Source organism: Asanoa hainanensis, from assembly GCF_900188485.1.
GTDB lineage: Bacteria > Actinomycetota > Actinomycetes > Mycobacteriales > Micromonosporaceae > Asanoa > Asanoa hainanensis.
In genome coordinates this window covers 175,117-192,085 of record NZ_FZPH01000015.1, presented here as the reverse complement: position 1 = coordinate 192,085, position 16,969 = coordinate 175,117, and the positions used below count along the sequence as shown (strand labels likewise).

Genomic DNA, 16,969 nt, shown 5'->3' with positions numbered 1-16,969 from the left:
CGGCGTAGCGTGTGCCGTCATGGAGTACACGCGTCTCGGCTCGCCCGGTCTCGTCGTCTCGAAGGTCGTGCTGGGCTGCATGGGCTTCGGCGACCCCGACCGCGGCCACCACTCGTGGAGCCTCGGCCTCGACGCGACCCGGCCGCTGGTCCGGCAGGCCCTCGAAGCCGGCATCACCACCTTCGACACGGCCAACGTGTACGCGTACGGCTCCAGCGAGGAGATCGTCGGCGAGCTGCTGGCCACGCTGGCCCGCCGCGACGAGATCGTCATCGCGACCAAGGTGAACGGTCGCATGGGCGACGGCCCCAACGGCGCGGGCCTGTCCCGGGGCGCGATCATGACCCAGGTCGACGCCAGCCTGCGCCGCCTGCGCACCGACTACATCGACCTCTACCAGATCCACCGCTTCGACCCGGAGACCCCGGTGGAGGAGACGATGGAGGCGCTGCACGACCTGGTCCGCGCGGGCAAGGTCCGCTATCTGGGCGCGTCGTCCATGTGGACGTGGCAGTTCGCGTCGATGCAACACGCCGCGGACCTAGGGGGCTGGACCCGCTTCGTCGCGATGCAGAACCAGTACAACCTGCTGATGCGCGAGGAGGAACGGGAGATGCTCCCGTACTGCCTCGACGCGGGCGTGGGCGTGATCCCGTGGAGCCCACTGGCCCGGGGCAAACTGACCCGCGACTGGTCGGCCACAACGGAACGCGGCCGCACGGACCGGTTCGGCTCGACTCTGTACCGCCAGTCGGTCGACTCCGACCGCGCGATCGTGGAAGCGGTGGGCACGATCGCGGCGAAACGCGACACGACCCGGGCCGCGGTGGCCCTGGCCTGGGTGCTGTCGAAGGACGCGGTAACGGCCCCGATCGTCGGCGTGACGAAGGACCACCACCTGACCGACGCGGTGGCGGCCCTGGACCTCGAGCTCACCGACGACGAGATCGCGCTGCTGGAAGAGAACTACGTCCCCCACCTGCCCGAGGGCTTCTAACGGCTGAAGTGCTCCGCGTACGCGCTGACCGTCTCGCGCAGGTACGGCTGTGCGGCGGCGGGACCGGGGTCGATCAACGGCTGGAGGCGGTCCAGCTGCGGCAGCAGCGTCGCCAGCAGCCAGTCCGTCTCGAACCGGACGCTGGTGCCGCGGCGCTCGGCCAGGGCCAGCGCTCGTTCCGCGTCGGCGATGCTGTCTGCCGCACCGGCCAGTCCGGCGCGGGTCAGACCGGCGCCGGCGATGCTTCGGCCTTCGATCGTCGCGAGGACTGTCGTCGCGTCCTGCGCCAGCACGATCAGGGTGGGACCGACCGTCACCGCGACGGCCGTACCCCGGGTCAGCGACCGCCGTAGCGCCCGCAGGCCCTCCGCCGGCCAGTCCCGACGGCGTACTCGGGAAGGTCCCGGCGGATGCGGGCGACGACCCGGGCCGCGATCTCGTCGACGTCCTGTGCCGCCTCGCGGCAGACGGCCTCGGCGAAATCCCAGGCGGAGTCGTCCATCCGGCCGAGCGTACCCACTCACCGGGTGGCGGCGAGCCGCGTGACGCCGCAGCAAGGCCCGCAGTGTCTCTTCGTCGGTGGCCGGCGACATCGCGGTGAGCCGCAGGTGGCGCACGCCGCCGAGCTCGACCGAGCTCAGGTGGAAGCTGCCCTCGTCGATGAGGCGATCCCGCAGCGCCTGCTGGTCGCCGTCGCCGACGCGGAAACAGACGATGTTGCTTTCCGGCTCGTACGGGCACTCCACGTCCGGATACTCCTGTGCCAGCTCCCAGAACCGGTGCGCCGTCTCGTACTGCCGTGCCACGTAGTCACCGAGGCCGTCCTCTCCCCGCCACGCGACGTTGAGGAAGACCTTCAGCCCGAGCTGGGCCTTCGTACCCTCGATGGTGTGGCGCACCTGGTCGAAGCGCTGCTCGCCGTAGAACAGGTACGACGCTTCCTGGTGGAACGCCGCGTCCAGCGCGGCCGCGTCCCGGGTGAGCACCGCCGCCGCCACGCCCGAGGTGCGCAACATCTTGTGCGCGTCCCAGACCACCGAGTCGGCCAACTCGATGCCGTCCAGCAGCTGCCGGTGCTTCGGCGACAACAACGCCGACGCCCCGTGCGCTCCGTCCACGTGCAGCCAGATGCCGTTCGCCCGGCAGAACTCGCCGACGCCGCGCAGGTCGTCGTACAACCCGGTCGCGGTGGCGCAGGCGTTCGCGACCAGGGCCATGGGCGTGCGTGGGCCGCCGAGCACCTCGGGCAGCCGACGGACGTCGATCCGACCGAGCGGATCGACCGGGACAGGCAGCACCGCGTCGGAGCCGAGCCCGAGAATGCCGGCCGCGCGGGTGATCGAGTAGTGGGTGGCCGGCGGCGCCAGCACCGACAGGTTCCCCGGCACGCCGTGCTCCCAGGCGTCGGGCGCGGCGGCGGCCCGGGCGATCAGCAGGCCCGTCAGGTTGCCCAACGAACCGCCGTGGGTGAGCACCCCCGCGCCCGACCCACCGAACCCGACCTTGCCGAGCAGGTCACCCAGCGCGGACGGCACATCGGGCGGCGCGACCTGGTGCGCCGCGTAGGCCGGGTGATGCAGCCGCACGCCCTCGGCGAGGTAGTCGTCGAGGAAGTGGCGGTAGTCGTCCGGCGACATGCCGCCTTCCCCCAGCCATCGTCGGGTCCGCAACAGGTCGACCAGCTCCCGGGGCGCCTTCCGGCGGACCACCGGAGCCCGCCCCTGCTGACTGTCGTCGACGTACGAGGCGAGCGCGTCCACGGTCGCGGCGGCGGCCTTCGCGAACTCGTCCACGTCCCAGGTGTGGTCTAGGTGCGAATCGCTCATGCGGCCCAGTCTTGCCACGGCCGGGCCGGCGACCTTGGCCGTCGAGCCAAATTCGACCCGGCGATCCTGGCCGGTTCCGCCAAACGGCCCGGGTCGCGACGAGCGCCTTACGCCGCCGCGGGTTCCGGGCGGGAGGCCACCACCAGGCGGCGGCGGCCAGGACGGCCACAGCGGCGCTGAACAGGAACGGGGAGCGGTGGCGCCGCCGTGGGTGCTGTCGAAGGACACGGTCACGGCCCCGATCGTCGGCGTGACGAAGAGAACTACGTTCCCCACCTACCCGCGGGCTTCTAGGCCTCTGGCGGGGCGGGCACGCTCCACTGATCGGCGACAGCGCCGCCAGGCTCGATGCCTCTGCGCACCACGAGTGCTGCCTGAGAGAGGCCGAACTCGCTCGCCAGGCTGGTCCGATCGTATTGGCCTAACTGCCCGGATTCTATGGCGTCGAGCGCTACCCGATCGGCTCGCGCGCCCCGGTTGGCCCGCCCCAGCAGGCGGGTCAGCCGGGCCAGCGCTCGATAGTTTCCTGCCCGGGCGGCGGTCTCCCACAGTTCGGCGGCCTCGGCTGGCCGGCCACAGCCATGGACAGCGAGTCGCCATCCTGGAGAGTGACCACGGCGATCAGTGGCTGACGAGCCGCGTCCCGTTCCGCCTCCGCCAATGCTTGCCGGAGCTCTTCGTCGCAGGTGACGAGACGGCCGTCCTCGTCACCCCGCCACCTGACCTTGACCGGTGTCTCGAAGCTGGCCCAGTCGACCTCGTTGATGTCCAGCACGGGTCTAGGCGGGCCGCGCGTCCGGGCGGGAGGCCGACCACCACGCCGCGGTGGCCAGGACGGCCACTACGGCGCTGAACAGGAACGGTGCCTGCGTGCCCAGCGTGCCCGCCAGCGCGCCGCCCAGCAGGGCGCCCAGGGCGGCGCAGCCGTAGGTGAGCGTCCGCGACGCAGCCACGACCCGGCCCAGCAGCTCGGACGGGACCGTGCGCTGCCGGATCGCCAACGCCGTCACGTTCAGCACCGCGAACGACGCGCTCGTTGCCACCACGACCGCGGCGGCGGCCCAGCGGTCCGGGGCGACCACCAGCAGGGCCGGCGCGCCCGCCGTGACCGCCAGCGACCACGCCAGGACAGCGCGGTGGGCGAAGCGGGCGACCAGCCGGTCCGCCGCGAACGAGCCGAGCAGGCCGCCGCCGGCGCCGGTGGCCAGGAGCAGGCCGAAGCCCAATGCGCCCAGGCCCAGGCTGTCGCGGGCGTAGAGCACGAAGATGGCGAACCACGCGCTGTCCGCCGCGCCCACCGCCGCGCTGACCGCGACCAGCGTGCGCATCAGCGGGTTGCGCAACAGCCAGCGCAACCCGGCAAGGACGCCCGGGGAGGCCACGCGGGCCCCAGCCAAAGGCACGGCGCGGGCCAGGCTCAGCGGCAGCGACAGCACCAGCAGCACGGCCAGCGCCAGGGCCGCGCCGTTGGCCGCGAACGGCAGCGCGGCACCGACGACGAAGAGCAGCGCGCCGACCGGTGGGCCGACGAACTCGTTGCCGACGATCTCGCCTGCCACCAGGCGGCCGTTGGCCTTCTCCAGCTGGCTGTCGTGGACCAGGCGCGGGATGGCCGTCTGCGCGGCGGTGTCGCGTACCGTCTCGCCGACGCCGAGCAGGAACGCGGCCGCGACCACCAGCGTGATCGTCGCCCAGCCGCCGGCCACGGCGACGACGAGGACGAGCAGCACCGCGACGCGGGCCACGTCGGCAACCACCACCAGCGGGCGGGCGCCGTGCCGGTCCGCCAGCGCGCCGGCCAGCAACCCGGTCACGAGCCACGGCAGGACCTGCGCGGCCGCGACCGCGGCGACACCCAGAGGCGAGTCGGTCAGCGTCACGGCCAGCAGCGGGAAGGCCGCCACCCGGATGCCGTCGCCGAGGTTGGCCAGGGCCGAAGCGCCCCAGAAACGCCAGAAGACCGCGCCCAGTGCCGGCGATCGATCGACCATCGGGCGACCGTACCCGAAGGATTTCCGATCTTCGCACCTGAGGCCCGAGTCGGTGGCACGATCGAACGGGTGAGTGACGCCATCGACCTGGACCGGCACGTGTACGGGGATCCCGGCGCGGCGATCACCGTGGTCGAGTACGGCGACTTCGAGTGCCCGTACTGCGGTGCCGCCTTTCCCGTGCTGCGCAAGCTGATCGACGGCTCCGACGGCCGGGTCCGCCTGGTCTTCCGGCACTTCCCCGTGTTCACCAAGCACCCGTACGCGCTCACCGCCGCCCTCGCCGCCGAGGCGTCCGGCGAGCGCTTCTGGCCCATGCACGACCAGCTCTTCAAACACCAGGCCCGACTGACCGATCCGGACCTGGCGGCGTACGCGGCCGAGGCGGGTGTGGACGACCCGGAGTCGGTGGTCGGCGAGGCGGCACAGGCGTTCCGGCCGGCCGTCGAGCGCGACTACACGGCCGGGGTGTCCGACGGCGTCCGGGGCACACCCACCCTGTTCGTCGACGGCCGGCTCTACACCGGACGGGTGGAGCTCGGCCCGCTGCGCAGCACGCTCGGGCTCGGCCGATAGGTGAGCACGGCCTCCCTCCCACCGCGGCCGGGGCCCCGGACCCGGCTGTCGAGCGCGTTGCCGCTGGTGCCGCAACCGGTCACCCGCTTCCTCGTCACCGAGGCCGGCAGTGGCTTCCTGCTGCTCGCCGCCGCGATCGCGGCGCTGGTGTGGGCGAACATCCCGGGCGGCCACTACGAGTGGGTGTGGGAGACGGAGGCGTCGATCTCGGTCGGCGGCTACGGGATCACGCTCGACATCCGGCACTGGATCAACGACGCCGCCATGGCGATCTTCTTCCTCACGGTCGGCCTGGAGATCAACCGTGAGGTGACGGTCGGCGAGCTTCGCCGCGGGCGGTACGTCCTGGCCCCGATCTTCGGCGCCGCCGGCGGCGTCATCGTGCCCGCGCTGATCTTCTACGCGTTCAACGCCGGCACCTCGGCCGAGCACGGCTGGGGCATCCCGATCTCCACGGACACCGCATTCCTGCTCGGCATCCTGGCGCTGTTCGGCCCGCGCTGCCCCGACCAGCTCCGGCTCTTCTTCCTGACCCTGGCGATCGTCGACGACATCGTGGCGATCCTCGTGATGGCCATCTTCTACACGGACGACCTGCGTATGGTGCCGCTGATCGTGGCGATCGGCCTCGCCGCGATCCTGTTCGGCCTGCGCTGGGCGGGTGTCTGGCAGCTCCGCTGGTACGCGCTGTTCGGCGTCGCGCTCTGGTTCGCCGTCTACGAGTCGGGCCTGCACGGGACCCTCGCCGGCGTCATCCTCGGGCTGCTGGTGCCGGCGACGCCGACCGACCCGCGGCTGCTCGAGTTCCTGCGCTTCTACGGTCGCGGGCTGATCGAGCGCGCCGACGCCGAGCGCGCCCGGCTGACCGTCTCGGCCGCGCGGGCCACCGTGCCCGCCAACGACCGCCTGCAGGACGTGCTGCACCCCTTCTCCGCGTACGTCATCGTGCCCGTCTTCGCCCTGGCCAACGCTGGCGTGATCATCAACCAGGAGAGCCTGTCGCGGGCCGCGCAGTCGCCGGTGACCATCGGCGTGCTGGTCGGCCTGGTGGCCGGCAAGGTCGTCGGCATCTCGCTCGGCACCGCGTTCGCGTTGTGGACCAAGCTGGGCGAGCTGCCCGGCCGGGTCCGCTACGGCCACCTGATCGGCGGCTCCGCCCTGGCCGGCATCGGCTTCACGATCGGCCTGTTCATCACCGACCTGGCGTACGACGACCCGGTGCAGATCGCGGACGCCAAGCTGGGCGTGCTGGCGGGCTCGGTGGTCTCGGCGGTGCTCGGCTCGCTGGCGCTGCGGTACCTGGGCGAGCGGCTGCCCCTGTGCATGGTGGAGGACGACGAGGACGTGCCCACCCTGCCCACTGGCCCGTGGACGGACCCGACCCGGCCGTAGAAGCGGCTCAGCCGAAGCGGCGCCAGACGCTGCGGCGGTTGCGGCCCGGAGCGGAGCGGTCCAGGCGGCGCAGCGTCGACGGTAGGTCGACCCGGCGGTCGGGGGTCACGTCGTGCAGGGTCAGCACCAGGCCCTGCACCGCCGGGTGGTTGCGCAGGTCGCGGCAGTTGACCTCGACCTGGAGCCAGGACCCGTCGGAGCGGCGCAGGGTCCACTCGGTGTTGACACCGCTGCCGTCCAGTGCGGACCGCGCCCGGTCGAGGGTGTTCTCCACCTGCCCGTGGTCGTCGCGGTGGATGATGTCGCGCCAGGTCGACAGGATCGGCACCGAGACCTTGAGCATGTCGGCCATCGACGGGCTCGCGTAGCGGATCCACTCGTCGGCGTCGAGGAGGATCACCACGTCGGCGGTGCGCTCGCTGACCGCGCTCAGGTAGGCGTCGCGCTCGCGGCGGCTGGTCTCCACGGTGTGGCCGACCCGGCGCAGCGCCAGCGCCGCCTGGCTGGCCAGCACCTCGAGGGTGTCCTGGAGGCCGGCGAGCACGGCGTGGTCGCCGGCGATCGCGACGGCGCTGATCGGCGAGCGGTGCCGGCCAGGCTGCTCGGCGGCCAGGGAGGCGACCAGGGCGGCCGGCAGCCCGGCCAACGGCCCGCGCAGGTCAGGGTGCAGCAGCCGGGTGGCGCTCAGGCGGCTGCGCCGGCCGCCGGCCGTCGCGGGCGGCTGGTGGTCGAGCAGCACCAGCGGGCGCCAGGCCATCGCGTCGGCGGCGTCGACCCGGCCGAACACCGGGCCGGCCGGGACGGGTGCCTTGCCGGTGGCCCGGGCCTGCCCGGCCGCGAGGCGCCGGTCGAGCGCCGGTCGCAGGTCGGCCGTCTCCTCGCTCGCCTTGAGCCGGCGCGCCCGGCCGTCGGACTCGTTGACGGCCGACCACGAGCTGGGTAGCCGCGGCGGCCCGGCGGCCACACCGGACAGCGGCAGCGTCTCGCCGTCGTCCGGGTCGACCGGGGCGATCGCGCTGACGAAGATGACCCGGTGCGGATGGCCCCGGGGCAGCAGCCGGTCGATGCCGGCGACCAGCGTCGCGGCCACCGCCTCGGCGTCGGCGGCCGCGACCAGCTCGCCGCAGGCGTGGCGGAGCAGCCGTTCCCGCTCGACCGCGCGGCGCTGTGCGGTCAGCGCGTCGTTGAGCCGGGTCGCGACCAGCACGGTCATCAGCGCCGAGCCGACCGCCACGACGGTGACCACGCCGACGTCGTCGCGGATGTCGCCGACCAGCAGCAGGCCCGGGCCGGTCAGCGCGATCAGCAGCACGGGCAGGATGCCCAGCCCGCGCCCGGAGTCGATCCGCGGCTCGACCGGCAGGGTCAGCCGGGCCATCGACGGCGGCAGCGCCGCGGCACCCCAGGCGGCGTAGCAGACCAGGTAACCGAGCTCCCAGTAGCGGCCGCCGGGCACGCCGGCACCCACCTCGGCGAGCGCTTCGAGCGTGTCTGCGGCGAGGAGGCCGACGGCACCGGTCGCGAGCAGCAAGGCGGAGACGTTGCGGGCCCGGGTGGCCACCACCAGCGCGCTGGTCACCACGACCACCACGATCGAGCCGAGCACGTGCGCGGCGGCCAGCGAGCGGTCGTAGACCGGCCAGGTCGACGTGTCGGACATCGGGCCGGTGGTCACCGTCCAGCCGACCAGGCCGGCGGCGATCACCAACGAGAGCAGGTCGACCACCGTGGACCGGTCCCGCAGGGCGGCGCTCGTGCGAGTCAGGCCCAGCAGCGCGTACGCCAGCAGCGGGAACAGCGTCAGGTAGCAGATCTCGGCGACCACCAGCCAGGCGCCGCCGGGGTCGGAGCCGTTGCCGCTGAGGTCGTAGGCGACGTCGCCGGCTCCGAGGGCGGCCACGGCGGCGGCGAGCAGGATCCACGGTGTGCGCCGGGCCGGCTGGTGTGTGCGGAGGCCGAACAGGATGCCGCCGGCGGCCAAGGCACCGGCGGTGCCCCAGAGCACGCCCGCGATGCCGGGGAACAGGATGATCCCGGCGCCCAGCACCACCGCCACGGCAGCGGCGAGCGCCAGCGCTCGTCTCGCCATGGCTGCTCCGATCCGGGGCGGCGTCGTGGGGGGACACGCGGACACACCATCTTCACCTGTGTGTGCGCTGTGCGGAAGGGGGCCAACTTCGGGGCTAGCCGAGGCGTACCACCGGCGGCAGGGCGTACGTACCCTGCAGGATCTCGGATCGTGGCTGGTAGAGGCGCATGATCGGGCGGAAGGCGCCGGGCGGGGCCGGCAGCCAGTTGGCCGTATCGCCGTCAGCGGGAGCCGAATGACCCACCCGGAGAGTGAATGAACCGTCGGGTTCACGTCGCAGTCCGGGGGTACGGTCGCCGATCGAATAGCGGTCGAGCGGATTCGGCACCAGGTAGTAGTCCGGCATGTCGTACATGGTCAGTGACCAGAACGCGTCCACCGGCGGCGGAGCCGTGAAATGGATCTCGTACGCGTGCGCCCCGGCCAGCGGAGCACCGTCGGCGTCCACGTAGACCGGCGCGTACACCGCCTCGTAGCCGTGGTTTCCCCACAGCCCGACCCGCGCCGCCACCGCCCGCGCCAGATAGCCGCGGATCCGGTCGGTCATCTTCCACTGTGGGGAGTCGACGGTCCCGGGGCCGAGGAAGTCCACGTTGTAGTCGAACGCGTGCGGCGCGAGGTGCCAGCCGTTGACCGTGCTCGCCGTGCGGGAAGCCTCCTCGATCCGCGTGCGGCCCCGCGCGGCACCCTCCGCCAGGGCTTCGGCGAGATCATCGGGCGGGTCCGCGTACGGCGGGTCCGGGTTCAGCAGGCCGATCGGCCGGAACCGCTCCTGGTAGGCCCGGTCGGGGACGGCCGGCGGGAAGGCCGCCAGCCAGGCCCGCAGGTGCTCGAAGAAGAGCAGATCCGTGGGTACGCCGGTGGCGGCGACCGACGGCAGCGGCGCGCGCTCCGACGGGGTGGCCGCGTGGAGGCGCAGGCCCTTCTGCAGCCGCTCGACGCGCGGGAGGTCCTCGGGCCCGGCGCAGGCCAGTCGCCCGATGATGGAGACCACCGAGGTCGAGGCCCGGATCAGCGTGGTGTCGTCCGGAACCTCGCCGGACCAGCCCCGCGGGGCGATCAGGTAGCTGGCGGCCTTCGTGCCGGACGCGCGGCGGCCGACGTACGCGATGTTGTTGGTCCAGGCGTCGACGACCTGGAGCACGTAGTAGGCGCCGTCGGTGTCGGGCACGGTCAGCCGCACCGGGCCGCCGCCGACGTCGACCTGGCCGATCGAGTAGACGGTGTCGTTGTTGACGCTGACGAACGTGTCGCTCGGGCCGGCGAGGCGGTGGGCGTGGCCGAAGGCGTTGAACGGGGTGGCCGGCACCGCGCCGAGACCGTCGCGGGTGAACCGCATGACCTCGGACAGGCTGGCGACCAGCGGGTACCCGTACACGTAGGCATCAGCGGCCAGCCCGGCACGGTCCATACCTGCGAGGCTAGTGCCGGCCGAGCCCGGTTTCTGCCCTTTTAGGCGGCCTCTGCCCGGTGCCGCGCGGTTGCCGGGGCGTGGCGCTCCACCAGGCGCAGCCGCGGCGGGCCGGCGGTGGCGGTGGTGGGCTCCGGGTCGAACGACGCGGTCCAGCGCCGGGTGGTGCCGCGGGCCGGCGGCTCGCCGGGGTCGAGGGCCGGGCGGGACAGCGCCAAGGTGATCAGCCAGCCGGCGATCAGGAAGCCGTGGCTGGCCAGCCGGCCCGGCTCGACCCGGCCGGCGATGATGTCGTTGGCGGAGAGCAGGGTGAGCACGCCGACGAACGCGGTCAACGTCGGCAGCATCCCGGTCGGCCGGGTGCGGCGCAGGGCGACGAAGGCGAACCCGGCGCCGATGGCCAGGTTCCAGGCGGCCGACTCGTGCCAGAGGTGCCCGGACCCGAGCGCCGCCTCGTGCGCGTGGTCGTCGCGGCCGAGGCCCGCGACCTGGGCGGCGCCCAACAGGAACTGCACGGCGCCGATGGCCGCGAGGCCGAGCCGCAACCCGACCGCGAGCCGTGGCCGGCGGCGCTCGTTGGGCTCTTCGAGCCTTTCGGGCGGTTCGGCGGTGGGCGGCAGGTCGACCGAGGTCAGGTCGATCGGCCTGGCCGGTGGCACGGGCGCCGTGCGGGCCAGGCGGGTCACCACGGCGGCGGCGTCGAGCCAGGCCGCGCAGTGCGCGCAGTCGGCGAGGTGCCGTTCGGTCAGCTCGCGCTCGCCCGGCGCGTCTTCGCCGTCGAGCCGCGCCGACAGCATTTCCCGGATCCGCTCACACTCCACACCTCCATAGTCGCGCGAAAGTCGCGTCCAGTTCCCGCCGAATTTGCCGCCGACCGCGGGGTGACCGGGGTAAACCGGACAAGCTAACCTTGCGCGCATGCGCCTACCCGGACGGCAGCGCGGCCCGCGCGCCAGCGAGCCCGTCGCCGACCTCGACGAGGTCACCGGCTGGGCGCTGGCGGCGAAGGCCGGCGACCGCGCCGCGGCCCACGCCTTCGTCGAGGCCACCCAACACCAGCTCCGCCGCTTCGTGGCGCACCTGGTCGGCCCGGGCGAGGCCGACGACCTGACCCAGGAGATCTACCTGCGGGCGATGCGGGCCCTGCCGGCCTTCGACGCCCGGTCCACGGCCCGCACGTGGCTGCTGGCGATCGCCCGGCGGGCCTGCGCGGACCACATCCGGTACGTCTCCCGCCGCCCGCGCCTGGCCGCGCTGGACGACTGGCAGCCGGTCGCGGAGGCCGAGCTCGCGCGTGATCATGGTGGCGCCGGCTTCGAGGCTGGGTTGGCCCTGACCGACCTGGTCGACGCTTTGGACCCGGAGCGCCGCGAGGCCTTCGTCGCGACCCAGATCGCCGGCCTCAGCTACGCCGAGGCGGCCGAGGTCTGCGGCTGCCCGGTCGGCACGATCCGCTCCCGGGTGGCCCGGGCCCGCGCGGACCTGGTGGCCGCGATGGCCGACCGCGAAGGCCACCGCCTCCGCTCCACGTCCTGACCTGGTGGGCACCGTTTTCGACCCCGTGGCCCACAACCGGGCGGCCTGGGACAGGTACGTCCAGCAGGGCAACGAGTGGTCGAGGCCGGTGAGCACCGAGGCTGTCGAGCGCGCCCGCCGGGGCGACTGGTCGATCGTGCTCATCGGGCACGAGCCGGTCGACCGCTCCTGGCTGCCGGCGGACCTGACCGGCAAGGACGTGCTGTGCCTGGCCTCCGGCGGCGGCCAGCAGGGCCCGATCCTCGCCGCCGCGGGGGCGAGGGTCACCGTGTTCGACAACTCACCAGGCCAGCTCGGCCAGGACGAGCTGGTGGCGGCGCGCGACGGGCTCGACCTGCGCACCGTCCTGGGCGACATGAGCGACCTCGGCGCCTTCGGCGACGCGACCTTCGACGTCGTGTTCCATCCGGTCTCGAACCTGTTCGTGCCGGACCTGGCACCGGTGTGGCGGGGGTGCTTCCGCGTGCTGCGCCCGGGCGGCACGGTGCTGGCGGGCTTCCTCAACCCCGATGTGTACCTGTTCGACCACGAGGCCCTCGACGAGCGCGGCGAGCTGGTCGTGGTGCACAAACTCCCCTACAGCGACGTCACGCACTACTCCGCCGAGGAACGCGCCACGAAGTTCGGCGCGGACGCCGCGCTCGAATACAGCCACACCCTCACGACCCAGATCGGCGGCCAGATCGCGGCGGGCTTCGTCGTCACAGGCTTCGCAGAAGCACCACACCAATCCAACGCATCGGCCGAATACCTGTCGCACTACTTCGCGACGCGGGCAGTCAAGCCCGCCTGACCTGACTCCTGCTTACCCGATTGCGGCCGCGTGGAACGGCATCCCCTCTAGATTCACACCGTGATCGACATCAGCGAGGCGGACTGGGAAAGCCCCCGGACGTCGTTCGGCGGCTGCGCTGAGCCATACCGAGCCAGACATAGTGCACGGGTCAAAGGCGCGCTGACCGGAGGTCGAGCGTGGCGCCTGCCGCGCCGGACCGTCGCCGGATCAAGCACGCGATTTCACCATCTGGACTCGCTCGTTCGCACAGAACGTCATTTATTGACTACTATCAGTGCGCTGGGCGGATCGAGGTGGCCGTTTGCTCTACGTCCCGATACTCAAGGGCCGCGCGGGCGAGCTGCTGGCGCTCGACCACCTGACTGATGACCAGGTCCGCAGAGTCCTGCCCATACTCGAGGTCCCGCCGCGCAGTGGTGACCCGATCAGGGACGCGTTCCATTTCTCTGAACGAGCACGCGACCGGCTGGCCGTAGCCCCGGTCGGGATCGACGTGCGGCACTTGGACGATCCCGGCGACACGTGGCGCCACCCGATCACCGATATCGCCGACGACCTCGGGGCCTTCGATGTACCAGTTCTGCCAGTCATCCGACTGACGGACCCGCCCGCACGGTTGCGGCGGCATGGAGAAGCCGTGCATGCTCAGGTCAATCGGGCGGTGGTGCGCCTCGGTAGCGACGAGCTCACCTTCGACGACGAGTTGCTCCGGCGCCTGGACGGCTAGGTGGGCGTCTCGGTCGAACAATGCGATCTGGTACTCGACATGTCCACGGTCACGTCAGAGGTAGCGGTTTCCCGCGCAGAGGCGATCGGCAGGAAGGCCGTCATTTGGGCACGGCGTCAACCGTGGCGGTCAGTAACCATCGCCGCGGCGGCAATGCCTAGCTCGGCCACCCTCCGGAGGCGGCTCACCCGATCGCCGGAACCGATCCGACGATGGGACAAGGCTCTCGCCGATCGCGTCACTGACCTGGCCGTCGAGTACGGCGATTACGGCATTGCCGATCCAGGCCTGGCAGAGGGCCGGGCGCCGCCACCCAATCTGCGTTACACGAGCCACGACTGTTGGTGGATTCATCGCCGGCAGCGGGCCGAAGAGGCCGGCAACGCAGGGTTCTACGACCTCTGTGCGGACCTGGTGGACTCGGGGCATTGGGCGCGCGCCGACCATTGCTGGGGCGACGCTGAACTCGACCGACGCTCCCGTCGCGCCGCAGGTCCGGGAAATCCGATGGAGTGGCGGGCGTGGGGCACGTCGCACCACCTTGTCCACGTCCTCACCACCCTGAACGACACGGGCTCTGGCCGGCCTACCAGCTAGAGGTGCGTACGGCCGAGCACTCGGGGATGTTGGCCGTTGTTCGCTAGCGTGCGGGCATGGAGTCGGCCGAACCGTCCAAGCCATCAGCCGCCGAGCCGGGTCCGGTGTCCGAAAAGGACGTTTCGACGGCGACCTCGGACACGCCGGTCCGGCGCCATCGGCTGATCGGCGACGCGGTGCTCTTTCCCGCGGTCATGTCCGTGGTCGGGTCGCTGTTGGGTGCGCTCGTGGGTGGGTTGGTCACCGCCTACGCGACCCAGGCAACCGTGCGTGCCCAGGTCGACAGTGCCCGGGTCCAGGCTGATTCCGACCGGGCGCTGCAGATGCGTGACCAGCGCGGCGCCTCGTACGGCGAGTTCCTCAACGGTCTCGCGGACGCGGAGGCGCGTCTCGACGAGTTCTACGCGTGCTCCACTCCTCGCGTCCACGACTGGACCTTCTTCTCCCGCTCTCCCGAGCGGGGTGGGCCAGGATCGAGCGTGGTGTTCGCGCGAGGCGGCCCAGAGCGCCGAACGGCTGGTGGCGCTCTTTCCGCAGGTCTCGTGCCGGCCTTTCCCGAGGGAGGAGCCGAGGACATGCCGCGTGCAGGGGGTGGTCCGAGCGTGGATGTACAACGCGATGTATCCGCCCAACGCGGGGGAGACCCCGCTTACCGAGAATGACCTCGGGGGCAACGTGGACGGTGACATCGACAGGTTCGCGATCGCCCTCATGGGGGAGGACCTCACGGTCCGGGCCGATCTCTACGACTTCGGCCTCGCGGAGTTTCGTGCGATCGCCTGCAGAGACGTGCTCGCCGAACCCGCGGCGGCTTGCTGACCAGTCAGGGCAGTTGACCTGCCGCGTGCAGGTGGTCGAAGACGAGGCGGTCGGCGGCCGACACCCGGTCGCGGTCCGCGTAGCCGAACCAGGCCAGCTCGGCGATCTCCGTGTCGGGGTGCGGCGTGCCGTGGTGGTCGGCGGTGTAGCACGTCATCGTGACCCGGGTGCCCGGCGGCCGTCCGTGTGCCTCGGCCTCGAACGTGCCCACGTGCGACTCCGTCCCCGCGACGATCGTGACGCCGAGCTCCTCGCGGACCTCTCGCACCAGCGTCTGCAGGTCGCTCTCGCCCGCCTCGCGCCGGCCGCCGGGCAGATAGAACAGGTCCCGGCCGTGGTTGCGGGAGCACAGGATCGTCCCGCCGGACACCAGCACCCACGCGACCTTGTCGATCATCGCGGGCATCAGAGGTAGCGCCCCACCGGAGTGCGTTCGATCAGTTTCCAGGCCAGCCAGAAGCAGACCGGGATGCCGATGCCGGCCACCGCGATCGCTTTCGCCTCCGCCGGCAGGTCGAACGGGCGCAGCAGGATCGCCAGCGTCAGCAGGACGGGTGCCTGGAGGACGAACGCCGCGAACGAGCCGCGCGCGCAGCGCCGCCAGAGTTGGCTGACTCCCTGCAGGCGGTCCTGGGCCAGGCCCAGCACCCAGACCGAGCCGGCCACCACCAGCACCGCCTCAACGGTCGCGAGCAACAGGGCCTGCCAGTGCCAGCCGCCCTGGTACGGGCCCGCGTCGTCGGCCAGGTCGCCGATGCCGACCGTCCACGCGTAGACCGGCAGCGCCAGCACCGTGGTGATCACCGCGACCCCGCAGCCGCGCCGGAGGCCCTCAGGGACGCGCTTGGCCCAGCCGAAGCGGGCCGCCGCGACGCCCAGGCCGAACATGGCCACGCACTGCGGCCACTGCCAGACGTGCAGGTCGAGGACCTGCTTGCTCTGCGCCGGGAACCAGAGCCGAACCATGAACGACGCGAGCGCGACCATCGCGACCAGCGTCACGAGCTGGCGGCCACCCAGGGTCGTCGGGCCTTCGTCCGACTCGTCGACGCGGCCGTCGGCGCGGGCGCGGTCGCGGGCCCAGACCAGCGCCGCGTACGCCAGCGACACGTAGAGCAGGATCTCGGCGAACCAGAGCGGTCCCGAGTCGAGGAACGGGTGCCGGTGCGTGAACTCCCACCAGAACGAGACCTTGTAGCCGGCCGCGAGGTAGGCGAACCACATGAACAGCGGCCAGACCAGCAGGGCGAAGAGCAGAAAGGGTACGCCGAGGCGCACCAGCCGCTCACTGGCGAACTTGCCGGGACCCTTGCGGGCCATCGCCGCCGGTGCGAACAGGCCGGCGATGAAGAAGAAGGTGCCGATCACGAAAAGGGCCGTCGGTCCGACGACGACGGCCATGGCGAGCTCGGATTTTGGATGGAACGTGGTCTCCTGGACTTCGTCGTACGGCCAACCCCCGATGGCCGAATAGCCCAGCAGTGCGTGCCCACCGATGATCCACGCGACCATCACGGCGCGCAGGTTGTCTACGTGCGGGAGCCTCTCGACCCGCGTAACCGACCCCATCGTGGCCATCCGGACCCCCTCTCCGAATTAATGGCGCACATTCAAGATTGCCACCGGAAGCCCGTCATCGGGGACAGCCAAAGGGTCAAGGTGCGCATCGTCACGCCCCGGCGACAACCAGTCACACCCTTTGTCCCGATACGCTCGGCGGTCATGGAGGCACAGATCCGACCGCTGGAGGCAGTGGACTGGCCTGCGGCTCGGCGGATTTACCAGGAAGGCCTGGACTCGGGAGAGGCCAGCTTCGAGACCGTTGCGCCGGATTGGTCGGCCTTTGACGGCTCGCGACTGCCTTCACATAGATTTGTCGCAATGTTCGATGGGCGCATAGCGGGCTGGGTCGCGGTGTCGGCGGTCTCCGCGCGACCGGTGTACGCGGGCGTGGTCGAGCACAGCGTCTACGTCGACGCGGCGGCCCGGGGGAGAGGCGTGGGTGCGGCATTGCTCCGCGCGCTGATCACCTCGACGGAGCGGTCCGGCATCTGGACCATCCAATCCGCCATCTTCCCGACCAATGTGGCGAGTCTCCGCCTGCACGAGGCGGCCGGATTCCGCGTGGTCGGCACCCGGGAGCGCCTCGGTCGCCGCGACGGCGAGTGGCGCGACGTCGTCCTGCTCGAACGCCGCAGCCAGGTGATCTAGC

Annotated in this window: 16 protein-coding genes and 1 pseudogene; 9 read left to right on the top strand and 8 right to left on the bottom strand. The window is 71.9% G+C overall.

Annotation, left to right across the window (positions count from 1 at the left end):
* Positions 1–19 precede the first annotated feature (19 nt).
* Positions 20–997 (top strand): aldo/keto reductase, encoded by a 978-nt coding sequence (locus tag CHC05_RS30930; protein WP_089254149.1) that lies wholly within the window; start codon positions 20–22, stop codon positions 995–997.
* Here CHC05_RS30930 and CHC05_RS30925 read toward each other — a convergent pair.
* The 3 genes from CHC05_RS30925 to CHC05_RS30915 form a co-directional block, all read right to left on the bottom strand.
* Positions 994–2,823 (bottom strand): pyridoxal phosphate-dependent decarboxylase family protein, encoded by a 1,830-nt coding sequence (locus CHC05_RS30925; RefSeq protein WP_089254148.1) that lies wholly within the window; start codon positions 2,821–2,823, stop codon positions 994–996. The genes CHC05_RS30930 and CHC05_RS30925 overlap by 4 nt on opposite strands.
* A gap of 499 nt (positions 2,824–3,322) precedes the next feature.
* On the bottom strand, positions 3,323–3,598 hold the full coding sequence (locus tag CHC05_RS30920; RefSeq protein ID WP_089254147.1) for a hypothetical protein: 276 nt from the start codon (positions 3,596–3,598) through the stop codon (positions 3,323–3,325).
* Positions 3,599–3,602: 4 nt separating this feature from the next.
* Entirely contained in the window at positions 3,603–4,814 is a 1,212-nt protein-coding gene (locus CHC05_RS30915; protein ID WP_089254146.1) for an MFS transporter, read from the bottom strand.
* Between the two features lie 69 nt (positions 4,815–4,883).
* Here CHC05_RS30915 and CHC05_RS30910 point away from each other — a divergent pair, with 69 nt between their 5' ends.
* Both CHC05_RS30910 and nhaA read left to right on the top strand, forming a co-directional pair.
* On the top strand, positions 4,884–5,390 hold the full coding sequence (locus CHC05_RS30910) for a DsbA family protein (protein ID WP_089254145.1): 507 nt from the start codon (positions 4,884–4,886) through the stop codon (positions 5,388–5,390).
* Positions 5,391–6,782 carry a Na+/H+ antiporter NhaA gene (gene nhaA, locus CHC05_RS30905; protein ID WP_089254144.1) on the top strand — a complete coding sequence of 464 codons (1,392 nt, stop codon included), beginning with the start codon at positions 5,391–5,393 and terminating at the stop codon, positions 6,780–6,782.
* A 7-nt stretch (positions 6,783–6,789) separates the two neighbouring features.
* Here the strand turns inward: nhaA and CHC05_RS30900 are convergent, their stop codons facing one another.
* The 3 genes from CHC05_RS30900 to CHC05_RS30890 form a co-directional block, all read right to left on the bottom strand.
* Positions 6,790–8,871: a PAS domain-containing protein gene (locus CHC05_RS30900; RefSeq protein WP_089254143.1), complete on the bottom strand. Its 2,082-nt coding sequence runs from the start codon at positions 8,869–8,871 to the stop codon at positions 6,790–6,792.
* 94 nt (positions 8,872–8,965) lie between these two features.
* Positions 8,966–10,282: a DUF1254 domain-containing protein gene (locus tag CHC05_RS30895; RefSeq protein ID WP_089254142.1), complete on the bottom strand. Its 1,317-nt coding sequence runs from the start codon at positions 10,280–10,282 to the stop codon at positions 8,966–8,968.
* Positions 10,283–10,323: 41 nt separating this feature from the next.
* Entirely contained in the window at positions 10,324–11,103 is a 780-nt protein-coding gene (locus tag CHC05_RS30890) for a zf-HC2 domain-containing protein (protein ID WP_089254141.1), read from the bottom strand.
* 97 nt (positions 11,104–11,200) lie between these two features.
* Between CHC05_RS30890 and CHC05_RS30885 the strand changes: the two genes are divergently transcribed.
* From CHC05_RS30885 to CHC05_RS41755, 5 genes and pseudogenes are all read left to right on the top strand, one after another.
* Positions 11,201–11,818: a sigma-70 family RNA polymerase sigma factor gene (locus CHC05_RS30885; protein ID WP_089254140.1), complete on the top strand. Its 618-nt coding sequence runs from the start codon at positions 11,201–11,203 to the stop codon at positions 11,816–11,818.
* 4 nt (positions 11,819–11,822) lie between these two features.
* The gene (locus tag CHC05_RS30880; RefSeq protein ID WP_218824734.1) at positions 11,823–12,611 is read left to right on the top strand and encodes a class I SAM-dependent methyltransferase; all 789 of its coding nucleotides are present in this window, start codon (positions 11,823–11,825) and stop codon (positions 12,609–12,611) included.
* 277 nt (positions 12,612–12,888) lie between these two features.
* Positions 12,889–13,938 (top strand): annotated as a pseudogene (locus CHC05_RS42795) (beta family protein).
* Between the two features lie 56 nt (positions 13,939–13,994).
* On the top strand, positions 13,995–14,600 hold the full coding sequence (locus CHC05_RS40975) for a hypothetical protein (RefSeq protein WP_144022851.1): 606 nt from the start codon (positions 13,995–13,997) through the stop codon (positions 14,598–14,600).
* A gap of 13 nt (positions 14,601–14,613) precedes the next feature.
* Positions 14,614–14,757, top strand: a complete 144-nt coding sequence (locus CHC05_RS41755) for a hypothetical protein (RefSeq protein WP_179266458.1) — start codon at positions 14,614–14,616, stop codon at positions 14,755–14,757.
* A 4-nt stretch (positions 14,758–14,761) separates the two neighbouring features.
* Here the strand turns inward: CHC05_RS41755 and CHC05_RS30855 are convergent, their stop codons facing one another.
* Entirely contained in the window at positions 14,762–15,154 is a 393-nt protein-coding gene (locus CHC05_RS30855; RefSeq protein ID WP_218824733.1) for an NUDIX hydrolase, read from the bottom strand.
* Between the two features lie 8 nt (positions 15,155–15,162).
* Positions 15,163–16,326, bottom strand: a complete 1,164-nt coding sequence (locus tag CHC05_RS30850) for an acyltransferase family protein (protein WP_281257747.1) — start codon at positions 16,324–16,326, stop codon at positions 15,163–15,165.
* 153 nt (positions 16,327–16,479) lie between these two features.
* On the opposite strand from CHC05_RS30850, the gene CHC05_RS30845 reads away from it, so the two are divergent.
* Positions 16,480–16,968 (top strand): GNAT family N-acetyltransferase, encoded by a 489-nt coding sequence (locus CHC05_RS30845; RefSeq protein WP_089254193.1) that lies wholly within the window; start codon positions 16,480–16,482, stop codon positions 16,966–16,968.
* Position 16,969: the final 1 nt, after the last annotated feature.

Coding starts and splice junctions, on each gene's coding strand:
- CHC05_RS30845 (WP_089254193.1), top strand. CDS start 16,480: ATGGAGGCACAGATCCGACCGCTGGAGGCAGTGGACTGGCCTGCGGCT.
- CHC05_RS30925 (WP_089254148.1), bottom strand. CDS start 2,823: ATGAGCGATTCGCACCTAGACCACACCTGGGACGTGGACGAGTTCGCG.
- CHC05_RS30855 (WP_218824733.1), bottom strand. CDS start 15,154: ATGATCGACAAGGTCGCGTGGGTGCTGGTGTCCGGCGGGACGATCCTG.
- CHC05_RS30915 (WP_089254146.1), bottom strand. CDS start 4,814: ATGGTCGATCGATCGCCGGCACTGGGCGCGGTCTTCTGGCGTTTCTGG.
- CHC05_RS40975 (WP_144022851.1), top strand. CDS start 13,995: ATGGAGTCGGCCGAACCGTCCAAGCCATCAGCCGCCGAGCCGGGTCCG.
- CHC05_RS30900 (WP_089254143.1), bottom strand. CDS start 8,871: ATGGCGAGACGAGCGCTGGCGCTCGCCGCTGCCGTGGCGGTGGTGCTG.
- CHC05_RS30850 (WP_281257747.1), bottom strand. CDS start 16,326: ATGGGGTCGGTTACGCGGGTCGAGAGGCTCCCGCACGTAGACAACCTG.
- CHC05_RS30895 (WP_089254142.1), bottom strand. CDS start 10,282: ATGGACCGTGCCGGGCTGGCCGCTGATGCCTACGTGTACGGGTACCCG.
- CHC05_RS30930 (WP_089254149.1), top strand. CDS start 20: ATGGAGTACACGCGTCTCGGCTCGCCCGGTCTCGTCGTCTCGAAGGTC.
- CHC05_RS30885 (WP_089254140.1), top strand. CDS start 11,201: ATGCGCCTACCCGGACGGCAGCGCGGCCCGCGCGCCAGCGAGCCCGTC.